This window comes from Geodermatophilus sp. URMC 62 (genome assembly GCF_052931475.1).
In genome coordinates this window covers 1,672,895-1,694,313 of record NZ_JBRFHY010000001.1, presented here as the reverse complement: position 1 = coordinate 1,694,313, position 21,419 = coordinate 1,672,895, and the positions used below count along the sequence as shown (strand labels likewise).

General features: G+C 75.9%; 20 protein-coding genes. 12 read left to right on the top strand and 8 right to left on the bottom strand.

The genetic code is table 11. The features are described 5' to 3' along the window. Positions 1–45 precede the first annotated feature (45 nt). The 3 genes from murJ to ACU616_RS08095 form a co-directional block, all read right to left on the bottom strand. The gene (murJ, locus tag ACU616_RS08105) at positions 46–2,292 is read right to left on the bottom strand and encodes a murein biosynthesis integral membrane protein MurJ (protein ID WP_446757963.1); all 2,247 of its coding nucleotides are present in this window, start codon (positions 2,290–2,292) and stop codon (positions 46–48) included. Beyond that, positions 2,289–4,580: a DUF6049 family protein gene (locus ACU616_RS08100; RefSeq protein WP_446757962.1), complete on the bottom strand. Its 2,292-nt coding sequence runs from the start codon at positions 4,578–4,580 to the stop codon at positions 2,289–2,291. Before ACU616_RS08100 ends, murJ begins: the two co-directional genes overlap by 4 nt. Positions 4,581–4,647: 67 nt before the next feature. Beyond that, complete coding sequence (locus tag ACU616_RS08095) at positions 4,648–5,124, bottom strand: NUDIX hydrolase (RefSeq protein ID WP_446757961.1); 477 nt, start codon at positions 5,122–5,124, stop codon at positions 4,648–4,650. A 41-nt stretch (positions 5,125–5,165) separates the two neighbouring features. On the opposite strand from ACU616_RS08095, the gene ACU616_RS08090 reads away from it, so the two are divergent. From ACU616_RS08090 to ACU616_RS08075, 4 genes are all read left to right on the top strand, one after another. Further along, positions 5,166–6,647: a CCA tRNA nucleotidyltransferase gene (locus ACU616_RS08090; protein ID WP_446757960.1), complete on the top strand. Its 1,482-nt coding sequence runs from the start codon at positions 5,166–5,168 to the stop codon at positions 6,645–6,647. Further along, complete coding sequence (locus tag ACU616_RS08085; RefSeq protein ID WP_446757959.1) at positions 6,644–7,108, top strand: helix-turn-helix transcriptional regulator; 465 nt, start codon at positions 6,644–6,646, stop codon at positions 7,106–7,108. Before ACU616_RS08090 ends, ACU616_RS08085 begins: the two co-directional genes overlap by 4 nt. 9 nt (positions 7,109–7,117) lie before the next feature. Further along, a complete protein-coding gene (locus ACU616_RS08080; RefSeq protein WP_446757958.1) occupies positions 7,118–7,576 on the top strand; it encodes a VOC family protein in 459 nt (152 codons plus the stop codon). Between the two features lie 94 nt (positions 7,577–7,670). Further along, positions 7,671–8,522, top strand: coding sequence for a peptidase (locus ACU616_RS08075; RefSeq protein WP_446757957.1), 852 nt, complete (start codon positions 7,671–7,673; stop codon positions 8,520–8,522). Here the strand turns inward: ACU616_RS08075 and ACU616_RS08070 are convergent. Continuing rightward, positions 8,519–9,805 (bottom strand): MFS transporter, encoded by a 1,287-nt coding sequence (locus tag ACU616_RS08070; protein WP_446757956.1) that lies wholly within the window; start codon positions 9,803–9,805, stop codon positions 8,519–8,521. The genes ACU616_RS08075 and ACU616_RS08070 overlap by 4 nt on opposite strands. Positions 9,806–9,868: 63 nt before the next feature. On the opposite strand from ACU616_RS08070, the gene ACU616_RS08065 reads away from it, so the two are divergent. Continuing rightward, positions 9,869–10,534 carry a YqgE/AlgH family protein gene (locus tag ACU616_RS08065; RefSeq protein ID WP_446757955.1) on the top strand — a complete coding sequence of 222 codons (666 nt, stop codon included), beginning with the start codon at positions 9,869–9,871 and terminating at the stop codon, positions 10,532–10,534. 182 nt (positions 10,535–10,716) lie between these two features. Here the strand turns inward: ACU616_RS08065 and ACU616_RS08060 are convergent, their stop codons facing one another. The 3 genes from ACU616_RS08060 to ACU616_RS08050 form a co-directional block, all read right to left on the bottom strand. Then, positions 10,717–11,517 carry a hypothetical protein gene (locus tag ACU616_RS08060; RefSeq protein WP_446757954.1) on the bottom strand — a complete coding sequence of 267 codons (801 nt, stop codon included), beginning with the start codon at positions 11,515–11,517 and terminating at the stop codon, positions 10,717–10,719. Between the two features lie 120 nt (positions 11,518–11,637). Next, positions 11,638–12,717 carry an inositol-3-phosphate synthase gene (locus ACU616_RS08055; RefSeq protein WP_446757953.1) on the bottom strand — a complete coding sequence of 360 codons (1,080 nt, stop codon included), beginning with the start codon at positions 12,715–12,717 and terminating at the stop codon, positions 11,638–11,640. 166 nt (positions 12,718–12,883) lie between these two features. Further along, on the bottom strand, positions 12,884–13,474 hold the full coding sequence (locus ACU616_RS08050) for a PadR family transcriptional regulator (RefSeq protein WP_446757952.1): 591 nt from the start codon (positions 13,472–13,474) through the stop codon (positions 12,884–12,886). A 156-nt stretch (positions 13,475–13,630) separates the two neighbouring features. On the opposite strand from ACU616_RS08050, the gene ACU616_RS08045 reads away from it, so the two are divergent. From ACU616_RS08045 to ACU616_RS08035, 3 genes are all read left to right on the top strand, one after another. Further along, the gene (locus ACU616_RS08045) at positions 13,631–14,050 is read left to right on the top strand and encodes a DUF5318 family protein (protein WP_446757951.1); all 420 of its coding nucleotides are present in this window, start codon (positions 13,631–13,633) and stop codon (positions 14,048–14,050) included. Between the two features lie 147 nt (positions 14,051–14,197). Continuing rightward, a complete protein-coding gene (locus tag ACU616_RS08040) occupies positions 14,198–16,630 on the top strand; it encodes a transglycosylase domain-containing protein (RefSeq protein WP_446757950.1) in 2,433 nt (810 codons plus the stop codon). Between the two features lie 22 nt (positions 16,631–16,652). After that, entirely contained in the window at positions 16,653–18,188 is a 1,536-nt protein-coding gene (locus tag ACU616_RS08035) for a glycosyltransferase family 87 protein (RefSeq protein ID WP_446757949.1), read from the top strand. A 63-nt stretch (positions 18,189–18,251) separates the two neighbouring features. Here the strand turns inward: ACU616_RS08035 and ACU616_RS08030 are convergent, their stop codons facing one another. Next, positions 18,252–19,064, bottom strand: coding sequence for a deoxyribonuclease IV (locus tag ACU616_RS08030; protein ID WP_446757948.1), 813 nt, complete (start codon positions 19,062–19,064; stop codon positions 18,252–18,254). Between the two features lie 170 nt (positions 19,065–19,234). Between ACU616_RS08030 and rpsF the strand changes: the two genes are divergently transcribed. The 4 genes from rpsF (at position 19,235) to rplI (ending at position 20,791) form a co-directional block, all read left to right on the top strand. Beyond that, positions 19,235–19,522 carry a 30S ribosomal protein S6 gene (gene rpsF / locus ACU616_RS08025; protein WP_091113613.1) on the top strand — a complete coding sequence of 96 codons (288 nt, stop codon included), beginning with the start codon at positions 19,235–19,237 and terminating at the stop codon, positions 19,520–19,522. A 2-nt stretch (positions 19,523–19,524) separates the two neighbouring features. Continuing rightward, on the top strand, positions 19,525–20,004 hold the full coding sequence (locus tag ACU616_RS08020) for a single-stranded DNA-binding protein (RefSeq protein ID WP_446757947.1): 480 nt from the start codon (positions 19,525–19,527) through the stop codon (positions 20,002–20,004). A gap of 92 nt (positions 20,005–20,096) precedes the next feature. Next, on the top strand, positions 20,097–20,333 hold the full coding sequence (rpsR, locus tag ACU616_RS08015; RefSeq protein ID WP_089305905.1) for a 30S ribosomal protein S18: 237 nt from the start codon (positions 20,097–20,099) through the stop codon (positions 20,331–20,333). Between the two features lie 2 nt (positions 20,334–20,335). Then, on the top strand, positions 20,336–20,791 hold the full coding sequence (gene rplI / locus ACU616_RS08010; protein WP_446757946.1) for a 50S ribosomal protein L9: 456 nt from the start codon (positions 20,336–20,338) through the stop codon (positions 20,789–20,791). Positions 20,792–21,419: the final 628 nt, after the last annotated feature.

Genomic DNA, 21,419 nt, shown 5'->3' with positions numbered 1-21,419 from the left:
CGGCGCGCTGCCCCGGCGGCGGCGCCTGCCCCGGTGGGACCGTGCTCATCCGCGCCCCAGCCGCGCACGGGCGGCGGCGAGGGGCTCCCGGAGCTCCGGGACGCGGGCGAGCACGAACCCGACGAGGGTCGTGACACCGACGACCACCGTACCGACCAGCACGGTCACGAGCGAGCCCGTGACCGACGTCCCCAGAGCGTCGTCGGTCACCCCGACGGCGAGCCAGCCGGCCAGCGCGCCCGCGGCGGCGGCCGCGGTCATCCGCAGCACCGGTCCGAGGGTCCCGCCGGCGCGTGCCCGGTCCGGGTCGGCGGCCCGCAGGTGGCGCCGCAGCGCGACGTGCCCGAACGCCCAGCCGGCCAGGTAGGTGACGCTCGTGGCCAGCGTCAGCCCGGCGACGACGTGCTCGGGCCCGACCAGCGCGGGCACCAGCAGCAGCAGGGGCACCCGGACGGCGACCATGCCGACCTGGATGAGCGCCGGCGTCCGGGCGTCCTTCATCGCGTAGAACACGCGCAGCTGCAGCAGCGTGACCGCCATGGGCAGCAGGCCGAAGGCGCCGACGGCCAGGGCGGTGCCGATCGCCCGCGCGTCGGTGACGCTGGTCTGGCCGCGGGCGAAGGCCACGGTCGCCAGCGCCGGCCCGAGGACGGTGAGCGCGGCGGCCACCGGCAGCAGCCCGAGCGCGGACAGGCGGGTGCCCAGCGCCAGGTCCTGGACCACGCCGGGGACGTCGTGCCGGGCGGCGGCCCGGCTCATCCGCGGCACCAGGGCGGTCAGCAGCGCGACGCCGATGATCCCGTAGGGCATCTGGAACAGCAGGCTGGCGTAGGCGAAGGCGCTCGAGCCCAGCCCGCCCTCGCGGGTGGCGGCGTTGGCCACGCGGGTGGCCACCACGACGCCGACCTGGCTGACCGCGACGTAGAGGACCACCCAGCCGCCCAGGCCGCCGACCTCGCGCAGGCCGGTCCGGCGCAGGTTCCAGCGCGGCCGCAGCGGGACGCCCGCCCGGCGCAGCAGCGGCACCAGGACCAGCGCCTGCAGCGCGATGCCGAGCGTGGTGCCGATCCCCAGCAGCCACACCTGCCCGGCGGTGATGGTCTCCGGCCGCAGGTCGCCCGGTCCGCTGGCCGCCACGAACAGCACGCCGGTGGCGATGACGACGACGTTGTTGAGCACCGGCGCCCACGCGGGCGGCCCGAACACGCCCCGGGAGTTGAGGATCGCCTGGGCGAGCGCGCCGACGCCGTAGAAGACGATCTCGAGCAGCAGGATCCGCGCCAGCCAGGTGGCCAGCCGGACCTGCGCGGGGTCGCCCTCGATGCCGTACAGGGCGGTGAGCACCGGGGCGGCCACCACGGCGACCGCGGTCACGGCGACCAGCCCGGCGATCGCCACGGTCGACAGCCGCTGGGCGTAGGCCACGCCGCCGTCGCGGTCGCGCTCCTGGGCGTGGACGAGCAGCGGCACGATCACCGAGGTGAGCACGCCGCCCAGCAGCAGCTCGTAGACGATGTTGGGCAGCGTGTTGGCGGTGTTGTAGGCGTCGTTCACCAGGCCCACGCCCAGGGCGGCGGCCAGCACCATCGTGCGCAGCAGGCCGGTGACCCGGGAGACGAGCGTGGCCACGGCCATGGTGCCGGCGGCGCGCAGGATGCCGCGGCTGCCCCCGGGGGCGCCCTCCCGCTCGCGGGCCTCCTCCTCGGTCTCCCCCTCCGGCGCGGCCGGCACCGGCGGCAGGACGTGAATCGGGATGACCTGGGTCTCGTCGGCCGGCAGGAAGCGGGTCCGCGTGGGCGGGGGCACCGGCGGCAGCGGCCGCGGGGTGCGCCGCACCGCCGCGGGGAGCGGCGGCACGGCGGCGGTCTCCCGCGGTGCGTGGGCCCGGGCCTGCGGCGGGGTGCCCTGCTGTGCCGGGGCGTCCTGCTGTAGCGGGGCGTCCTGCTGCGGCGTCCCCGGGCGCCGGACCGGCGGCGGGGGCGGCACGGGCGGCACCGGACGCGGCGGCGCGGGGGTCGCGCGGGCGTCCCCGGGCGCCGCCACCGGATAGGGCGGCGGGGGCAGCGGGCGGCCCCGCTCGCGCGGCGGCCGGGCGGCCCGCGGAGGAGCCGGTGAGGGAGCCGGGGGCACCGGCGGCAGGGGGCGCGGGCGGGGCCCGCGGGCGCCGTCGTCGTCACGGGGGGCGTCCCCGGCGGCGTCCCCGGGGGCGTCCCCGGCGGCAGCGCTCCCGGTGTCGTCGGCGGGTGCCTGGCGGGCCGTCAGGTCCTCCTCGCTGCGCGGGCGGCCGGTCACACCGGGCTCCGGCTCGGCGGCCAGGCGTCCGCGGGCAGGTCCTCCTCGGCCGCTCCGCGGCGGCGGCGGAGCACGAACAGCACCCCGCGCCGCAGGAAGAGCAGGCCGAGCAGGACGGCGGCACCGATGGTGATCGACAGCGAGATCGTCCCGTAGGCGGTGCTGCGGACCTGGATCGCCACGGTCTCGCCCAGCCGCCCACCGCCGGGCGTCGTCAGCCCGGCCGAGACGGCGAAGCGCCCCGACTGGCGCACCTCGGTGGGCACCTGCAGCGTCGTGCGCTGCTGCGGCGGCACCTCCTGCGCGCCGAGGCTGCCGATGGTGAGCCCCACGTTGTCGCGGGTGTGCACGTCGACCAGCACCCGGACGGCGAAGGGCAGGTCGTTCTGCACCGTCAGCACCAGTGGCGCGTCCTTGGAGGCCAGGCTGTAGCTGCCCTCCGCCGGCGCCACCAGGGTCACCTGACCGCGCAGCCGGTCCACGCTCTCGCGCAGGCCGCCGGCGGCGGCCCGGAAGCCGTCGGGGTCCTCGCGCCAGGCGGCGGAGGTGGTGCGCGCCAGGGCGGCGTCGGTGCCGGCCAGGGCCGCGGCGGGGTCATCGACGACGGCGCCGGCCAGGTCGTCGCGCAGGCCGGCCGCGGCGACGACGTCGGCCAGCCCGGCCGCGTCGAGGAGCGGGGCGTCGACCGGGTCGACCGGTGTGCCGGCGTCCGTGGCCGGCCCGGCGGCGAGGTCGGTCAGCGCGGCCGGGCGCAGCCCGGGCAGCGCGGTGTCGGCGATCATGGCGGCCACGCCGTCGGGGTCGGGGTCGACGTCGCGCGGCGGGGCGACGAGGACCGTCTGGCCGGCGGGGTCGGCGACCGGCTGCTGGGAGAGCAGGACCAGCTCGGCCAGGTAGCGCTGCTCGGCCACCCGGGTGCCGCCGCTGGTCTGCCCGGCGGCGCCGACGAGGTCGGACAGTCCGCTGTCGGCGACCAGCGCCGGCACCGGGCCGTCGTCCCCGGCCGCGGTGGTGCGCGCCGCCGCGGCGCCGGTGAGGCCGATCGCCGTGGCGCCGCCGGTCAGGGCGCCGGAGGCGAGCACCACCTGTTCGATCCCCCCGCCGGTCAGCGTGCCCAGGGTGTCGGCACGCAGCGCCCCGCCGGCGGCCCAGGCGAGGTCGGTGCGGACGTCGGTGCCCAGCTCCTCGCGCAGCAGGGCGGCGCCGTCCGGGCCCGGGGAGTCGGCGGTGGCGGTGGGCCGGCCGTTCCCGTCCCCGGTGCTCGTGCCGGTGCCCACGCCGTCCGCGCCGGCCGCGGCGCCAGGCAGGCTGCGGGTCACCGCAGCCGGCAGGCCGGCTGCCTGCAGGGCGTCGGCGTCGACGTCGCCGTAGGACAGGGCGACGACGGGGTGGTCGCCGGCCACGGCCCGCAGCCGGTCCAGCCACGCGGCCGCGGCGTCGGTGCCGGTGCCCGCGTCCTGCTCCCCGGCGACGTCGTAGGGGCCCTCGGCCATGAGCGCGAGCTCCTCGACCAGGACCGGGTCGACCGCCAGGGTCATCGGGGCGAGCGGCGCGGGCTCCGTCGTCCCGGGCGCCACGACCTGCGGCACCCGCTCGAGCACCGCCAGCGCGCGGTCGAGCCGGCCGCCGTCGGAGACCTCGGCGGCCAGCTCGTCGTCGACGAACGCCCCCGCGGCGTCGCGGTGCGTGCGCTCGACCAGCGGCCACAGCCAGGCGACCGCCGTCGCCGTCGCCGGTGGGGCGCTCTGCTGCACCACGGAGGTGCTGACCTCGCCGACCCGGCTCTGCTCGCCGTCGGGGCCGGCGGCGTTGACGTTGAGCAGCACCGGGTAGACGCCGTCACGGTCCAGGCCCAGCTCGGCGGTGGTGGCGCCGTAGGTGAAGGGGACCTGCTCACCGGGCCCGAGCCGCCCGGCCAGCGGCGCGAAGGCGGTGGCGGCGACGGTCGCCGGCTCGGGGTCGGCGGCCAGCAGGTCGGCGCGGGTGGTGAGGACCGCGCCGCGCTGCAGCCGGGCGGTCAGGTCGGTCAGCGTCTGGGTGCCGGTGTTGCGCAGCGTGCCCTCGAGGGTGACGGTGCCGCCGGGGACGACGGTGCGCGGTTCGAGGCGGGTGACCTCGACGGTCACCGGCCGCTCGTCGTCGTCGGCGGCCGCGGCGGTCGGGGCGGGCGCCGCCGCGGCGGGTGGTGCGGCGGCCACCGGAGGGACGGCGAGCAGCGGGAGCGCCAGCAGCGTCGTCGTCAGGACCCGCGGCCACCGGACCCGGGACGGCCGGGCGGCGCGCGTCACGGGTCCCCCGCGCCGGCCGGCCCCGGACCGGGGGGTGTGCTGCCTGGGAGGGACCTCGCGCGCCGGGTCACGCACTGTCGGCGAGCAGCGCGGGCGCGCGCTCGACCAGCGCCCGCTCGTCGGCGTAGGCCAGCCGGCCGCTCAGCTCGTCGAGGGGCACCCAGGCCACCTCGGTGACCTCGACGTCGGCGTCGGACAGCGCGCCGCCGATGGCGCGCAGGAGGAAGTGGTGCACCGTCTTGTGCACGCGCCGGCCCTCGGCGACGAACCAGAAGTCGATGATCCCGAGCGGGGCGAGCACCTCGCCGATGATCCCGGTCTCCTCGGCCACCTCCCGGACGGCGGTGTCCTCGGGGGTCTCGCCCTCCTCGATGTGGCCCTTGGGCAGCGACCACAGCAGCCGGCCACGCCGGTCGGTGCGGCCGATCAGCGCGGCCCGGGGCCCGTGGACGCCGTCGTCGGCGACCACCAGGCCGCCGGCGGAGGTCTCGTCGACCCGACGCAGACGGCGCCCGGGGCGTGCTCGTCCGCCCGTCCCAGCCATGCCAGGAGGGTAGCGCGAGACGAGCACTACCCTGGCGCGTCGTGTCCGTCGTCCCTCCGCGTCGCCCGGCCGCCGCTCCCGTGTCCCCGGCGGTCCAGTCGACCGTGCGCGAGCTGGTCGACGTCTCCCCCGTGCTCGTCGACCTGGGCCGGCGGTTCACCGCCGCGGGCTTCGAGGCGCACCTGGTCGGCGGCTCGGTGCGCGACGCGCTGCTGGCCGCGGGCAGCGACGCGCCGCGACCGCCCGGTGACCTCGACGTCACCACCGACGCCCGTCCCGAGCAGGTGCTCGACCTGCTGCGCGGCTGGGCCAGTTCCACGTGGAACACCGGCATCGCCTTCGGCACGGTCGGCGCCGAGGTGCGCGGCACCCGGCTGGAGATCACCACCTTCCGCGCCGACCGCTATGACCGGGAGTCGCGCAACCCCGAGGTGGCCTGGGGGACGTCGCTGGTCGACGACCTCGCCCGGCGCGACTTCACGGTCAACGCCATGGCCGTCTCCCTCGGCCCCGACCGCACGGTCACCGACCCCTTCGGCGGTCTGGGCGACCTGCTGGCCCGCCGGCTGCGCACCCCCGGGACGGCGGGCGACTCCTTCGCCGACGACCCGCTGCGGATGCTGCGAGGCGTCCGCTTCGTCGCCCAGCTCGGCCTCACCCCGTCCGACGACGTCGTCGCGGCGATGACCGCGATGTCGGCCGAGCTGGCCCGCATCACCCCCGAGCGGGTGCAGGTCGAGCTGTCGAAGACGCTGCTGCAGCACGCCCCGCGGGCGGCGCTGGAGCTGTTCGTCTCCACCGGGCTGGCCGACGTCGTCCTGCCGGAGCTGCCCGCGCTGCGCATGGAGATCGACGAGCACCACCAGCACAAGGACGTCTACAGCCACTCCCTGACCGTGCTCGACCAGGCGATCGCGCTGGACGAGGCCGACCCGGACGCGCCCTCGCCGGACCTGGTGCTGCGGCTGGCCGCGCTGCTGCACGACGTCGGCAAGCCGGCCACCCGCCGCCACGAGCCCCGCGGCCGGGTCTCCTTCCACCACCACGAGGTGGTCGGGGCCAAGCTGGTGCGCAGGCGGCTGCAGGCCCTGCGGTACTCCAAGGAGATCACCGAGGACGTCGCCCGACTGACCTTCCTGCACCTGCGGTTCCACGGCTACGGCGCCGGCGAGTGGACCGACTCCGCCGTCCGCCGGTACGTCACCGACGCCGGTGACCTGCTGCCCCGCCTGCACAAGCTGGTGCGCTCGGACTGCACGACCCGCAACCGGCGGCGGGCGGCGGCGCTGTCGGCCACCTACGACTCGCTGGAGCGCCGGATCGCCGAGCTGTCGGCGGCCGAGGACCTCGCCCGGGTGCGTCCCGACCTCGACGGCAACGCGATCATGGAGATCCTGGGCATCCCGCCGGGCCGGGAGGTCGGCGAGGCCTGGAAGCACCTCAAGGACCTCCGCCTCGAGCGCGGCCCGCTCGACCGCGAGGAGGCCGAGGCCGAGCTGCGCGCCTGGTGGGCCGCGCGGTGAGCACCGGACCGGACCGGGCGGCCGACGACGTCCTCCCGCTCCTGCGCCGCGCCCGCGACCACGCCGACCGGCACTTCGACGAGCCGCTGGACCTCGCCGCGCTGGCCGCCGTCGCCGCGTTGAGCAAGTGGCACTTCCAGCGGCTGTTCACCGCCACCTACGGCGTCTCCCCCGCCGCCCACCTGTCGCGGCGGCGGGTCGAGCGGGCGCAGGACCTGCTGCGCTCCACGAACCTGACGGTCACCGAGGTGTGCCACGCGGTGGGCTTCAGCAGCCTCGGCTCGTTCAGCAGCCGGTTCCGCGAGCTCGTCGGCGAGACGCCCAGCGCCTTCCAGGCTCGCTGGGCGCGCACCGGCGCGCCGCGCGTCCCCGGCTGCCACGTCTTCATGCGGGGGCTGGCCGAGCGCCGGGAGACGGACTCCGCAAGTGGGGAGAAGCAGGACGGCAGCGGCGCTCCCTAGCCTCGCCGCATGATCACCAACGTCTCCCTCGTCAGCGTCTGGGTCACCGACCTCGACGAGTCCCTGGCCTTCTACACCGACGTCCTCGGCTTCGTGGCCAAGGACGACATCCAGCTCGGCCCCGACTTCCGCTGGGTCACCGTCGGGCACCCCAGCCAGCCCGAGCTGCAGGTGCACCTCACGACCCCGAGCCGGCCGCTGTCGGACGACCTCATCGCCGCGATGCAGCGGGCCCAGGCCGAGGGCGGGCTGCCCGGCATCGGCGTCAACGTCGACGACTGCCAGAAGACCTACGAGGAGCTCTCCGCCAAGGGCGTGCAGTTCCTCCAGCCGCCGACGCAGCGGCCCTACGGCGTCGAGGCGCTCATGCGGGACAACTCGGGCAACTGGATGGTCCTGGTCGAGCCGCGGGAGTACGCGCCCGAGGACTTCGAGGGCCAGGACCTCGGGGGCGGGGACCTCTCCTGACCTCCCCCGACCGGGTGGTGACCCCGGCCGCGGTCTCCCCCGCCGCGGCGCCTGCCGGTAGGACGGACGGCCGGACCGGCGGCGAGGGGGGCACGTGCACGGGGGGGTGCGGGGGCGCGGCGGGGAGCCGACGGGCCGTTCGCTGCCGAGCTCCCCCGCCCGGGGCGTCCTGGCCGTCGCGCTGCTCCTCGCCGTCGGCTCCGGCGCCGCGGACCTGGCCGCCGCGGTGCCGTGGCCCGGGGCGCCGGCCGCGGCCGCCGGTGCCCCGGGCGGGGCACCGGGGCGCCCGACGCCGGGGTTCGAGGCGGCCGGCGCCCCGCTCGGCCTCCCCGCGGACGTCCCCGCCGCCGGGACGTGGGACTTCCTGCAGTACCAGGACGACGGCGTCACCCCGGTCGCCTACGACCCCTGCCGCCCGGTGCACTACGTGGTGCGGCCCGACGGCGCCCCGCCGGGCGGCGACCGCCTGGTCGCCGACGCCGTGGCCGAGGTGGCGGCCGCCACCGGCCTGCGGTTCGTGTCCGACGGGGCGACCGACGAGGCGTACGCGCAGGACCGGCCGGCTCACCAGCCCGGGCGCTACGGCGACCGGTGGGCGCCGGTCCTGGTCACCTGGGAGACGCCGGAGGAGGACCCCGCGCTCGCCGGGACGGTCGCCGGGCGCGGTCGCAGCACCGCCGTGTCGGCCGGCGGGCCGTGGGTCTACGTCACCGGGGCGGTCACGGTCGACGCCGGGTGGGCCGCCCGCGCCGTGCTGTCCCCCGACGGCCCGGCCGACGTCCGGGCGGTGCTCGTGCACGAGTTCGGCCACGTCGTCGGCCACGACCACGTCGACGACCCGGCCGAGCTCATGGACCCGCGGAACGACGGGCAGCGGCAGCTCGGCCCCGGAGACCGGGCCGGCCTGGCCGCCCTGGGCCGGGGCGCCTGCGAGCCGGCGCTCTAGACCTGCCGCTCCCGCGTGGCGCGGGCGTACCCGGCGGCCGTGAGCACATAGCCGGCCGCGACGGCCAGCAGGGCGGGCACCGACGCCCCGTCGGGCGGGAGCAGCACCGCGGCGACGAGCAGCGCCGTCACGTAGGTGACGTTGACCAGGGTGTCGTAGACGGAGAACACCCGGCCGCGGAGGTCGTCGTCCACCGACTCCTGCAGCGTGGTGTCGACGCAGATCTTCACGCCCTGCGCGACGAAGCCCAGCACGAGTCCTGCGGCCACGGTCGACGCCGGAGTGAACGGCAGGCCCAGCGCGAGCTGCAGCGCACCGCCGAGGGCCAGCAGTCCCGTCGTCCACCCGCGCCGGCCCAGCCGGCGGACCGCCCCGGGCGTGACCACCGCCGCCAGCAGCGTGCCGACCGCCCCGGCGGCGACCGTCTGCCCGAGCCCGACCAGCCCGCCCGGGAACAGCCCGTCCGCGGCCGGGAAGCGGTTGCGGTGCAGCAGCAGCGTCATCAGCGTCAGGACGCCGTAGCAGGACCGGTGGGCGCCGATCGCCAGCAGCGCGGCGGCCACTGGGGGCCGGGCGCGGGCGTGCCGGACACCGGCCACCATCCCGCGCACCACGCCCCGTGCCGTCGCCCGGTCCGGGTCGGCGTCGGGGTCGGCGTCGGGCCCCAGCTCCGCCGGGGCGAACCCGGCGACGGTGGCCGCGGCGAGGAGGTACGGCAGCGCCGCGGACAGCGCCACGGCCGCGTAGACGGCGTCACCGGTCACGCCCAGTCGCGACAGGCCGACGGCCGCCGCCCCGCCGGCGACCGTGGCCACCGCGCCCGACGTCGTCGACAGGGCGTTGGCCGCGACCAGCGAGGGCTCGTCGGCGGTGTGCGGGAGCCCCGCCGACAGCGCCGACAGGACGAAGCGGGTGACCGAGAAGACCGCCAGCCCCGCGGCGTACAGGGCCGGCCCGGCGGCTCCGCCGAGGACCAGGGCGGCGACGACGGCGACCAGCCCGGCGCGCAGCACGTTGGCCCGCAACAGCACCTGGCGGCGGCTCCACCGGTCCAGCCACACGCCGGCGAAGGGCCCCACGGCCGAGTACGGCAGCAGCAGGACGGCGAACCCGGCGGCGACGTCGACCGGCGTGGCGGCGCGCTGCGGGTTGAACAGCACCGTGCCGGCCAGCGACGCCTGGAACACCCCGTCCCCGAACTGGGAGGACAGCCGGGTGAGCAGCAGCCGGCGGAAGTCACCACGCAGGAGGAGGTGCCGCACCGTCGTGTCGGCCCGGCGCACCGGCTCACCTTAGGACGCGGCTCGGCCGCCCCCTGAGCGCCCGGCTGTTGCACACTGGGATGGATGTCCACGGTGCCCCCGTCACCTGACCCGGAGTCCGGCCGGCCGAGCCGGCCGGGTACGGGCCGACGCCGCGCGGCGGTCCCGCGGCTCTCGACCGGCTCGCTCGACGACGTGGGTCCGGGCTCCCTGCTCGTCGCCATGCCGGCGCTGACCGACCCGAACTTCGCCGGCAGCGTCGTCTACGTGCTCGACCACAACGACAGCGGCACGCTGGGGGTCGTGCTCGGCCGGCCCAGCCAGGTCGAGATCCGCGACGTGCTGCCCGGCTGGTGCGACCTGGCCGTCGAGCCCGGCGTCTTCCACGTCGGTGGCCCGTGCGAGACCGACACCGCGCTGTGCCTGGCCAGCTGGGCCGGCGCGGCGGGAGCCGAGGACGCCGGGCTGCGCCGCGTCGCCGGTGACGTCTACCTCGTCGACCTCGACGCCGACCCCGGCGCGCTCGGCGACGGCCTGGCGGGCCTGCGGGTGTTCGCCGGCTACGCCGGCTGGTCGCCCGACCAGCTGGCCGGTGAGATCGCCGAGGGCGCGTGGGCCTGCGTGCCCGGCGCGCCCGACGACGTGCTCAGCGACCTGGCGGGCTCGGCGCTGTGGCGCGCGGTCCTGGCGCGGCAGACCGGCCGCCTGGCGGTGCTGTCGACGGCGCCGGCCGACCCCTCGGCGAACTGAGTCACCCGACCCGCCGTCCCCGGTAGCCGCGTCCGGCGGGGATCTGGTAGGAAGAACCCCGGAGGGGGCGGTCTGGGGAAGAGGCCGCCCCCTCCCTCCACGTCCTGGCCCGGCCGCTGCCGAGGTGCTGGAACGGCCCCTCGCAGGGCCCCGCGCCGAGCGTGGGGGGCGAGGGGGTCCTCCTAGACGCCGACCGCCGCGGCCACGCCCGCGTTGGCCACCGCGTCGACGGTCTGTCCCTCCTCCGGCAGCGCGATCGTCCGCGGCCCGTGGTCGGCCAGCGTCACGGTCACGTCGGCATCGGCCCCGGCGTCTGCATCGGCACCGGCGTCGGCACCGCCGGCCAGGCCGGGCAGCGGCGTCACGTACTGCAGCAGCAGGCCGGTGTCGTCGTCCACGGCCACCGACCAGCCGCTGTCCGAGGCGTAGACCGTGGCCAGCTGCCCGTCGATCGAGCGCTGTCCCTCCCACGTGGTGCCGCCGCCGGTGAAGGCACCGGCGTCGTCGGCCTCCGCCGCGCCCAGGTTGAGCACCAGCCGCACGAGCACGTCGGTCAGCGGCACCGCCTCGGTCCCCGTCGCCACCGGCCGGCGCAGGAAGGGGACGTCGGGCAGCCCCGCGGCGGCCAGGGCCGCCGGCAGGCCCGGCAGGTCCCCGAACCAGATCTGATCCGGGGTGAAGAACACGGTGCGGACGTCGTCGGGCCGGTCGTCGCCGTAGTCGGTCACCGCGCGGGCGCGGCCGGCCCCGCCGGCGAGGTCGACCTCTCCGGTCAGGGTGAGCAGCCCGCCCTCGCCGAAGGGCGCGGTGACGACGACGCCGGCGCCGCCCTCCTCGGTGTTGCCGGCCAGCAGCCCGGCCAGCACCTCGGCCTCCTCGGCCGTCACCGGGTCGCCGGGCTGCCGGTCGGAGGAGTCGTCGGAGCAACCGGTGAGCAGGACCGCCAGCAGGACGAGCGCGATCGCGAGCAGGCGGCGCGGCATGGCGATCAGCCTATGCAGGCCGGGCACGGCTCCGGCGTCCCACGCGCGCCGACCGGGGACGGGACAGGGCCCGCCCCTCGAACGGGGAGCGGGCCCTGGACGGCCACTGCAGGAGCGGCCCTACCTCTCGACGTCGCCGCGGATGAACGCCTCGACCTTGTCGCGCGCCTCGCTGTCGCGGTACTGCTCCGGCGGGGACTTCATGAAGTACGACGACGCCGACAGCAGCGGGCCGCCGATCCCCCGGTCCTTGGCGATCTTCGCCGCGCGGACCGCGTCGATGATGATCCCGGCGGAGTTCGGGGAGTCCCAGACCTCGAGCTTGTACTCCAGGTTGAGCGGGACGTCGCCGAACGCGCGGCCCTCGAGGCGGACGTAGGCCCACTTGCGGTCCGAGAGCCACGGCACGTGGTCCGAGGGGCCGATGTGCACGTTGCCGGTGCCCATGTCGCGGCCGACCTGGCTGGTCACCGCCTGGGTCTTGGAGATCTTCTTGGACTCCAGGCGCTCCCGCTCGAGCATGTTCTTGAAGTCCATGTTGCCGCCGACGTTGAGCTGCATCGTGCGGTCGAGCTGGACGCCGCGGTCCTCGAACAGCTTGGCCAGCACCCGGTGGGTGATGGTCGCGCCGACCTGGCTCTTGATGTCGTCACCGACGATCGGGATGCCGGCGGCGGTGAACTTGTCCGCCCACTCCTTGGTCCCGGCGATGAAGACCGGCAGCGCGTTGACGAAGGCGACCCCGGCGTCGAGGGCGGCCTGGGCGTAGAACTCCGCGGCCTCCTGCGACCCGACCGGCAGGTAGCAGACCAGGACGTCGGCCTGCGCCTCGCGCAGCGCCGCGACGACGTCGACCGGCGTCTCGTCGGACTCCTCGATCGTCTCGCGGTAGTAGCGGCCCAGGCCGTCGAGGGTGGTGCCGCGCTGCACGGGCACGCCCAGCGGCGGGACGTCGCAGATCGTGATGGTGTTGTTCTCGCTGGCGACGATGGCCTCGGAGAGGTCGCGGCCGACCTTCTTGGCGTCGACGTCGAACGCGGCGACGAACTGCACGTCGGAGACGTGATAGTCGCCGAAGCGCACGTGCATCAGGCCCGGCACCGAGGTGGTCTCGTCGGCGTCGCGGTAGTAGTGCACGCCCTGCACCAGCGAGGCGGCGCAGTTGCCCACACCGACGATGGCGACCTTGACAGCTCCCATGGTCTTCCCTTCTCCCTGGACCGGATGGTCCTCGTGCTCGGGACCGTTGCGGCCCTGGCGGCGGCTGCCGGTGGGGCGGGCAGCCGGTGGTGCGCTGCCGGCGCTCGGCGCGGCAGTCGTGCTCCGTGGGTGGTGCTGGACGGGTGGTGCTGGACGGGTGGTGCGGTCAGTCGGCGCCGGGCGGCTCCGGGGTGCCGTCCGGGCCCGGATCGCGCCGTTCGCTGTCGATGAGCTCCGACAGCCAGCGCACCTCCCGGTCGACCGAGTCGAGGCCGTGGCGCTGCAGCTCCAGCGTGTAGCGGTCCAGCCGTTCGCGGGTCCGCGCCAGCGAGGACCGCAGGCCCTCCCGCTGCCGTTCGACGGTGCGGCGGCGCCCCTCGAGGATGCGCAGCCGCACGTCGGCGGCGGTGTGCCGGAAGAAGGCGAGGTGGACGCCGAAGCGCCGGCCGTCGTCGTACGTCTCGGGGCCGGCCTGGCTGACCAGCTCGGCGAAACGCTCCTTGCCCTCCGCGGTGATCGTGTAGACCACCTTCCCGCGCCGGCCGGTGAGCGGTGGTGCGTCGGCCGGCAGCGGCGCCCGCCGGTCGGGCTCGTCGGTGGTGACCAGCCCGGCGGCGTGCAACCGCTTGAGTGCGGGGTACAGCGAGCCGTAGGAGGCGCTGCGCAGACCCCCGAGCACCTCCGCGAGCCGTTTGCGCAGCTCGTAGCCGTGCATGGGGGACTGCTGCAGCAGTCCGAGGATGGCGAACTCGAGCACTCCCCCCCCAGCGGTCCGTGCCGGTCGATGTATCGGGACGATACATCGGGGGGTGTCGGAGGTCGCAACCGGAGACCGCTCACGCACCATCGGGTGACCCCCGGCAGGGGCGTCGGACGGGCCACCGCGGTGGCGCACCTGCGTACATTGGCGGCCGTGCCCGGACGCCGCTCCGTCGTGGACTACTCGCTGCACCGGCGGGCCGTCCTCGCGGACGTGCAGTCCGGGCGCACCGGGCTCTTCGACGTCTGCGACGCCAGCCCGTACCTCACCCGCGCCGCGAGGTACCACGGCCGGCCCACCGACGTCCCCTGCCCGGTCTGCCGCCGTGAGCGCCTCACGCTGGTGAACTACGTCTACGGCGAGTCGCTCGGGCACGTGTCCGGGCAGGCCAAGACCGAGACCGAGCTCGCCCGGATGGACGCCGCGCAGGAGGAGTTCTCCGTCTACACCGTCGAGGTGTGCCGGGCATGCGGGTGGAACCACCTGGACTCCTCGTACGTCCTGGGGGCCGAGCCGGCACCCGGGCGCCAGCCGCGCCGGGCCCGGCGCCGCGCCGGCACCGACCAGCGGTAGTCGGCCGGCGGGGGACCGCCGGACCGTCCGTCACACACGTCCCAGGGGGACGGCGCCCGCGCGCGTCCTCCCGGGTCCACACAGCCGAGAACACCACGCTGGGCGGGACCACGTCCCGCCCACCTACTACCGAGGAGGGGCTGCCTGGTGCCTCCCCACGACGAGACCACCCCGGTCGGACCGCAGGGCCCGCCCCGGCGCCCGCCGGCCGGCCGCGGCGGCGGCCGCGGCCGCACGCCGGCGCGCTCCGGCGGCGCCCGCCCGGGCGGGTCCCGCCCGTCCGGCAGCCGTCCGGCGGGGTCGCGCCCGGCCGGCGGCGGCCCCGGCGGCCCGAAGCGCACCCCCCAGCAGCGCCGCCGTCGCCGGCTGAGGATCGCGCTGGCCACCCTGGCCGGTCTGTTCGTCCTGTTCGGTGTCTTCGTCGGCGTCGTGTACGCGACCACCGAGGTCCCGGACCCGGACTCCGTGCAGAGCGCGCAGACCTCCGTCGTCTACTACGCCGACGGCACCACCGAGATGGCCCGCCTGGGTGACACCAACCGGACCAACGTGCCCCTGACCGAGGTCTCCGAGGGCGCCCGCAACGCCGTCCTCGCCGCGGAGAACCGGAACTTCTACTCCGACCCGGGCATCTCCTTCACCGGGATCGTCCGCGCGGCGTGGAACAACGTCACCGGCGGCTCGACGCAGGGTGGCTCGACGATCACCCAGCAGTACGTCAAAAACGCGTTCCTGACGTCGGAGCAGACCTTCAGCCGCAAGTTCCAGGAGCTCTTCCTCGCGGTCAAGCTCGACAACCAGTACTCCAAGGACGAGATCCTGGAGAACTACCTGAACACCATCTACTTCGGCCGCGGCGCCTACGGCATCGAGGCCGCGGCGAACACCTACTTCGGCGTCTCGGCCGCGGAGCTCACCCCGCAGCAGGGCGCCGTCCTCGCCGTCCTCGTCCGCAGCCCCAGCAACTACGACCCCGAGGGCAACGCCGAGGGTGCGCAGGACCGCTGGGGTCTGGTCCTCGACGCGATGGTCGACGAGGGCTGGATGACGCAGGACGAGCGGGACGCCTCGGTGTACCCGCCGGTGCTGCCGCGCCCGGAGGCCTCCGCGCTCGGCATCCCGACCGGCCCGGAGGGCCTGGTGGTCCCCCAGGCCCTCGCCGAGCTCGAGGGGCGGGGCTACACCGACGAGCAGATCCGCGCCGGCGGCCTGCGGATCACCACCACCGTCGACAAGGCCGCGCAGGACGCCGCGGTCGCCGCCGTCGGCGACGTCCTGACCGACGACCAGCCGGACAACCTCCGGACGGCGCTGGTCTCGGTCGACCCGCGGACCGGCGGGGTGCGGGCGTACTACGGCGGCCCGGTCGGTGCCGGGGACGGCGCCATCGACTACGCCCAGAGCCGCCGGCAGCCCGGCTCGTCGATGAAGCCCTACGTGCTCGCGACCGCGCTGGACCAGGGCATCAGCGTCAACGCCCGCCGCGACGGCAGCTCGCCGCAGGAGTTCCCGGACCGCCCGGGGCTGCCGGTGCGCAACTCCGGCGGCGTCTCCTGCGGGGCCTGCACGCTGATCGAGGCGATGACCCGCTCGCTGAACACGACCTACTACGGCCTGGCCTACGAGGTCGGCCCGACCAACGTCCGCGACACGGCGCTGGCCGCGACCGGCATGCCCGAGACCTGGCCGGCCGTCACCGGCGGCAGCCTCGACGGCAGCCCGACGCTGGCCGACCCGGAGACCGGGCAGACCGGCGCGTCGATCGGCATCGGGCAGTACGAGATGCGGCCGATCGACCAGGCCGTCGGCTTCGCGACCTTCGCCAGCGGCGGCGTGCACCGCGACGCGACGTTCATCAGCCGGGTCACCGACACGTCGGGGGCGGTGCTGCTGGAGAACGCCGAGAACGCCGGCGAGCAGGTCCTGTCGGCCGACGTGGCCAACGACGTCACCTACGCGCTGGAGGGCGTGGCGGACTACTCGCGCCGCTCGCTCGACGACGGCCGCGAGGTGGCCAGCAAGACCGGTACCCAGGGCATCGACGCCGACGACAACTCCGACGCCTGGATGGTCGGGTACACGCCGTCGGTCTCGACGGCGGTGTGGATGGGCAGCGACGGCTACCAGCCGATCCGCAACGCCGACAACCGGATCATCTACGGCGCGGGCCTGCCGGGCGCCATCTGGCAGGAGTTCATGGACACCACGCTGGCCGGCACGCCGGAGGAGGACCTGCCCAACTCGCCGCGCATCCGGGGCGACACGGGCCAGGGCGTGGCCGCGCCGACGACGGCGGCACCGACGACGCAGTCGCAGCCGACCCCGCAGCCGACCACCGCCGCGCCCGCGCCGACCACGCAGGCCCCGGAGCCGACCACGCAGGCCCCGGAGCCGACCACGCCGTCACCGACCGAGCAGGTGCCCGCCCCGGCGCCGGTGGAGGGCGACGCCCCGACGGTCGACCCGAACGTCGGCCTGGGCGGTCAGAACGGCACCGGGGGCGGCACCGGCGACGGTGCCGGTGCCGGCGACCCGAACGGCGCGCAGGCGCCTCCGACACAGGCGCAACCCACCGGCTGACCCGCGCGGCACACTGGCGCAGGTGAGCTCCTCCCCCACGGGCCCGTCCGCCCCGGCGACTCCGCCGGCGGACGGGCCCGCGGCGTTCCCCGACCCGCAGCCCGCGCTCCCCCCGGCCGGGCGCGGCCCCGACCGGGTGGTGCCCACCTGGGTGGACCCGGTCGCCGCGCAGGCCGGCGAGGCCGTGGGCGGACCCTGGGGGCGGCACGCGGTGACCGGCCGGGCGCTGTTCTGGACGCCGCTGCGCGTCTGCCTGCTCTTCACCACGGCCGTGCTGGCCCTGGCCTGGCTCAAGCAGTCGCCCTGCGCGGACGGCGACTGGGCCGGCTCGGTCCAGTACACGCACTTCTGCTACTCCGACACCGTCCCGCTGTTCGGCATCCACGGCCTGGACTCCGGCGCGCTGCCCTACCTCGACTCGGCCGTCGAGTACCCCGTGCTCACCGGGGCCTTCATGGCGGTGGCGGCCACCCTCGGCCGGACCTACGACGACCTGGCGGCAGCGGCCGGGCTGCTCCCCCAGGTGCCGCCGGTGCAGGCCTACTACGTGGCCACCTGCCTGCTGCTGAGCCTCTGCGCGCTGGTCACCGCCCGCGCCGTGCTGGGCGCCTCCGGGCACCGCCCGTGGGACGCGGCGATGGTCGGCCTGTCCCCCCTGCTGCTGGTGCACGCCTTCACCAACTGGGACCTGTTCGCGGTGGCCCTGGCCGCCTGCGGCCTGTGGGCCTGGGCGCGCGAGCGGCCCGTGCTCGCCGGCGTCCTGCTCGGCCTGGGCACCGCCGCCAAGCTGTTCCCGGCGCTGCTGCTCGGCGCGCTGTTCCTGCTGTGCCTGCGGGCCGGCCGGCTGCGGGTGTGGCTGCGCGCCGCGGTCGCGGCGGTGGCCGCCTGGCTCGTGGTCGACGTCCCGGTGGCCCTGCTGGCGCCGGAGAACTGGTCGCTGTTCTTCCGGCTCAACAGCAGCCGGCCGGCCGACCCGGACACCCTGTGGAACATGGCGATCACCGCCTCGGGCGGGACGCTGCTCGACGGGCCGCTGGCCGAGGGCGAGACGCCGGTGGTGCTCAACGCGCTGGTCGCCGTCTGCGTGCTGCTGGTCGTCGCCGCGCTCGGCTGGCTGGTGCTCCGCGCGCCGGTGCGCCCGCGGGTGGGCCAGGTCGCCTTCCTGCTGGTGGCCGGGTTCCTCCTCGTGACCAAGGTGTGGAGCCCGCAGTACTCGCTGTGGCTGCTGCCCCTGGCGGTGCTGGCCCGGCCGCGGTGGCGCTCGCTGCTGGCCTGGCAGGCCACCGAGGCGGTGCTGTGGGGGGTGCGGATGCTCTGGTACCTCGGCACCGACGACCGCGGCGTGGGCACCGAGTGGTTCTTCCTCGCGGTCGGCGTCCGCGACCTCGCCGTCCTCGTGCTCATGGGCCTGGTGGTGCGCGACGTGTGGGACCCCGACGACGACGTCGTCCGCACGTCGTGGCCCGGTGTCGACGACCCCGCCGGCGGCCCCCTGGACGGCGCGCCGGACGCGGTGACCCTGCGACGCCGGCAGCTCGTCCGGGATCAGGTGACCTGATCGTGGCGCGTCCTCCCTCACCGCCCACCGTGAGGGAGGACGCGCTGCGGTGAGGGAGGACGGCTAACCGAGGGCCTCGCGGACGAGGGCGACCTCCTCCGCGTGCGAGGCGGCGTCGCCCGGGGTCTCCAGGACGACGGGGCAGTCGGCGGCCCGGGCCACCTCCAGCAGCACCTCCAGCGGGATCTCGCCGCCGGTCAGCGGCGCGTGCCGGTCGCGGCCGGAGCCGGCCGGGTCGCGGCTGTTGTTCAGGTGCACCAGGTCGACGCGGCCGGTGACCGCCCGGACGTCGTCGACGGCGGTGGTGAGGTCCCAGCCGGCCGCCCACGCGTGGCAGGTGTCGAGCACGAACCCGGCGCCGAACTCGCCGACGGCGTCCCACAGGCGGGCCACCGCGCCGATCTCGCGGGCCATCGCGTTGTCCCCGCCGGCGGTGTTCTCGATCAGCAGGGGCAGCGGGAAGCCGCCGTCCTCGGCCTGCCGCACGAACGTCTTGCGCCAGTTGTCGAACCCGGCGGCCGGGTCGTCCTTGGCGAGCACGTGCCCGCCGTGCACGACCATCCCGCGCGCGCCGATCGCCGCCGACGCCCGCGCGTGCACCGCCAGGTTCTTCCGGCTGGGGATGCGGATGCGGTTGTTGGTCGAGGCCACGTTGAGCACGTAGGGCGCGTGCACGAAGACGGCGACGTCGGAGGCGAGCAGGTCCTCGGCGTCCGGACGCGGCGGCGGGGCCTTCCAGCCCTGCGGGTCGCCCAGGAACACCTGGACGCCGTCGGCGTCCATCTCGGCGGCACGGGCCAGCGGACCACCGGCGTCGAGCTCGTTGTCCTCGGTCAGGCCGGGTCCGACGTGGACGCCGACCGGGTGCGTGCTCACCCCGCGCACGGTAGTCAGGCACGGCCGGCCTCCCCACCCGGCGGCGCTGGTACCCTCAGGCCAGCGCGTCCGCCCGCCGTCGTCGGCGGGACCGGGCGCGCGACGCGTGTACGACCCTCCTGCTGCAGACGTCCTGCAGCCGCCACAGACCAGAGGAGGTGGGGTTCTCCGTGCGTCACTACGAACTGATGGTCATCCTCGACCCCGACCTGGAGGAGCGCACGATCGCTCCCTCCCTCGACCGGTTCCTGACCGTCGTCACCAACTCCGGTGGCACCGTCAAGACCGACATCTGGGGCCGGCGCCGCCTGGCCTACGAGATCAAGAAGAACGTCGAGGGCATCTACGCGGTCATCGACATCCAGGCCGAGCCCGCCGCGGTCGCCGAGCTCGACCGCCAGCTCAACCTGAACGAGTCGGTGCTGCGCACCAAGCTCATGCGGCCCGAGGTCCACTGAGCATGGCCGGCGAGACCGTCATCACCGTCATCGGCAACCTGACCTCCGACCCGGAGCTGCGGTTCACGCCGTCGGGAGCCGCGGTCGCCAACTTCACCGTCGCCTCGACGCCGCGCACCTTCGACCGGCAGTCGCAGGAGTGGAAGGACGGCGAGGCCCTCTTCCTGCGGTGCAACGTGTGGCGGCAGGCGGCGGAGAACGTCGCCGAGTCCCTCACCCGCGGCTCGCGGGTCATCGTCTCGGGGCGCCTCAAGCAGCGCTCGTTCGAGACCAAGGAGGGCGAGAAGCGCACCGTCGTCGAGCTCGAGGTCGACGAGATCGGCCCGTCGCTCCGCTACGCCACCGCGAAGGTCACCCGGGCCTCCCGCGGTGAGGGTGGCGGCGGTGGCGGCTTCGGTGGCGGTGGCGGCGGTTTCGGCGGCGGCGGGGCCAGCGACCCCTGGTCGACGCCGGCCGGCCCGTCCGACGAGCCGCCCTTCTGAAGTAAGGACCCCCCTGCCCCCCACCGCTCGCGAGCTCGCGGCGGGCCCCTGCAGGGGGGCCGGTTCCATCCCGTCACTTCCTGGAGAACCCAGTGCCCAAGCCCCCCGTGCGCAAGCCCAAGAAGAAGGTCTGCCAGTTCTGCAAGGACAAGGCGACCTACATCGACTACAAGGACACGACCCTGCTGCGGAAGTTCATCTCCGACCGCGGCAAGATCCGTGCCCGCCGCGTGAGCGGCAACTGCAGCCAGCACCAGCGGGACGTCGCCGTGGCCGTGAAGAACAGCCGCGAGATGGCCCTGCTGCCCTACACCTCGACGGCGCGCTGACCATGAGCACCCAGAAGCTGATCCTGACGCAGGAGGTCACCGGTCTCGGGTCCTCCGGTGACACGGTGGAGGTCAAGGGCGGGTACGCCCGCAACTACCTCCTGCCCCGCGGCCTGGCCATCGTCGCCACCCGCGGTGCCGAGAAGCAGGTCGAGTCGCTGCGCCGGGCCCGCGCCGCCCGCGAGGTGCGCTCGCTCGAGGAGGCCCAGGCCGTGGCCGGGCGCCTCACCGGCCTGACCGTCCGCGTGCCGGCCCGCGCCGGCGACGGTGGCCGGCTGTTCGGCCGCGTCACCACCGCCGACGTCGTCAACGCCGTCACCGCGGCCGGTGGTCCGGAGCTCGACCGCCGCCGGGTGGAGCTGCCCAGCAGCATCAAGACCACGGGCCGGCACACCGTCACCGTGCGGGTGCACCCCGAGGTCACCGCCCAGCTGCCGATCGAGGTCGTCGCCGGCTGACCGCGCGCGGCCGCCTGACGGCCGCTGTACCGCCCGTGAGGGGCGCCGGACACCGTCCCGGCGCCCCTCACGGCGTCCGGGGGTCCTGAGGCGCGTCCTGGGGCTGCGGAGGCCCTCACCGTGCTCGCGGGCCGTCGCCGGCACCCGGTCCCCCGCGGGACACCTCGGGGAGCCTGTGGGCCCACGGCGGTCGCGCGGGCGGCCGGGCGCGGCGCCGTGTCGACACCGGGCGCCGTGTCGGCACCGCCCGACCACCCGCCGGCCGTCGTCCTGTGGACGTGTGACCACCGGTACGGGTGGGTCGGGGCGCGCGACACGCCGGTGCCCGACACCGCGAGTTCTCCGGACTTTCTCCCGTCCACACCCGGTGGGCGGTCCCGGCGCAGGTCAGGCCCGGGATGGGGACGACGGCCCGCCCCCGTCCCCCGCCGTCTCCACATGTCGACACGCCTGTGTCCACCGACTTGTCCACAAGTTGTGCAGAACGCTCCCCACAGCGGTGTTGGACGCGCCCGGCCGCACTTCCTAACGTCCTCCCCGGCGGTCGACGTCGGCGGTTTCGTCGGCACCCCGACCTAGCCTCGTGCTCGAACAGGCGTTCGAGCGTGCGTGCCAGCAGTCCTGGTGC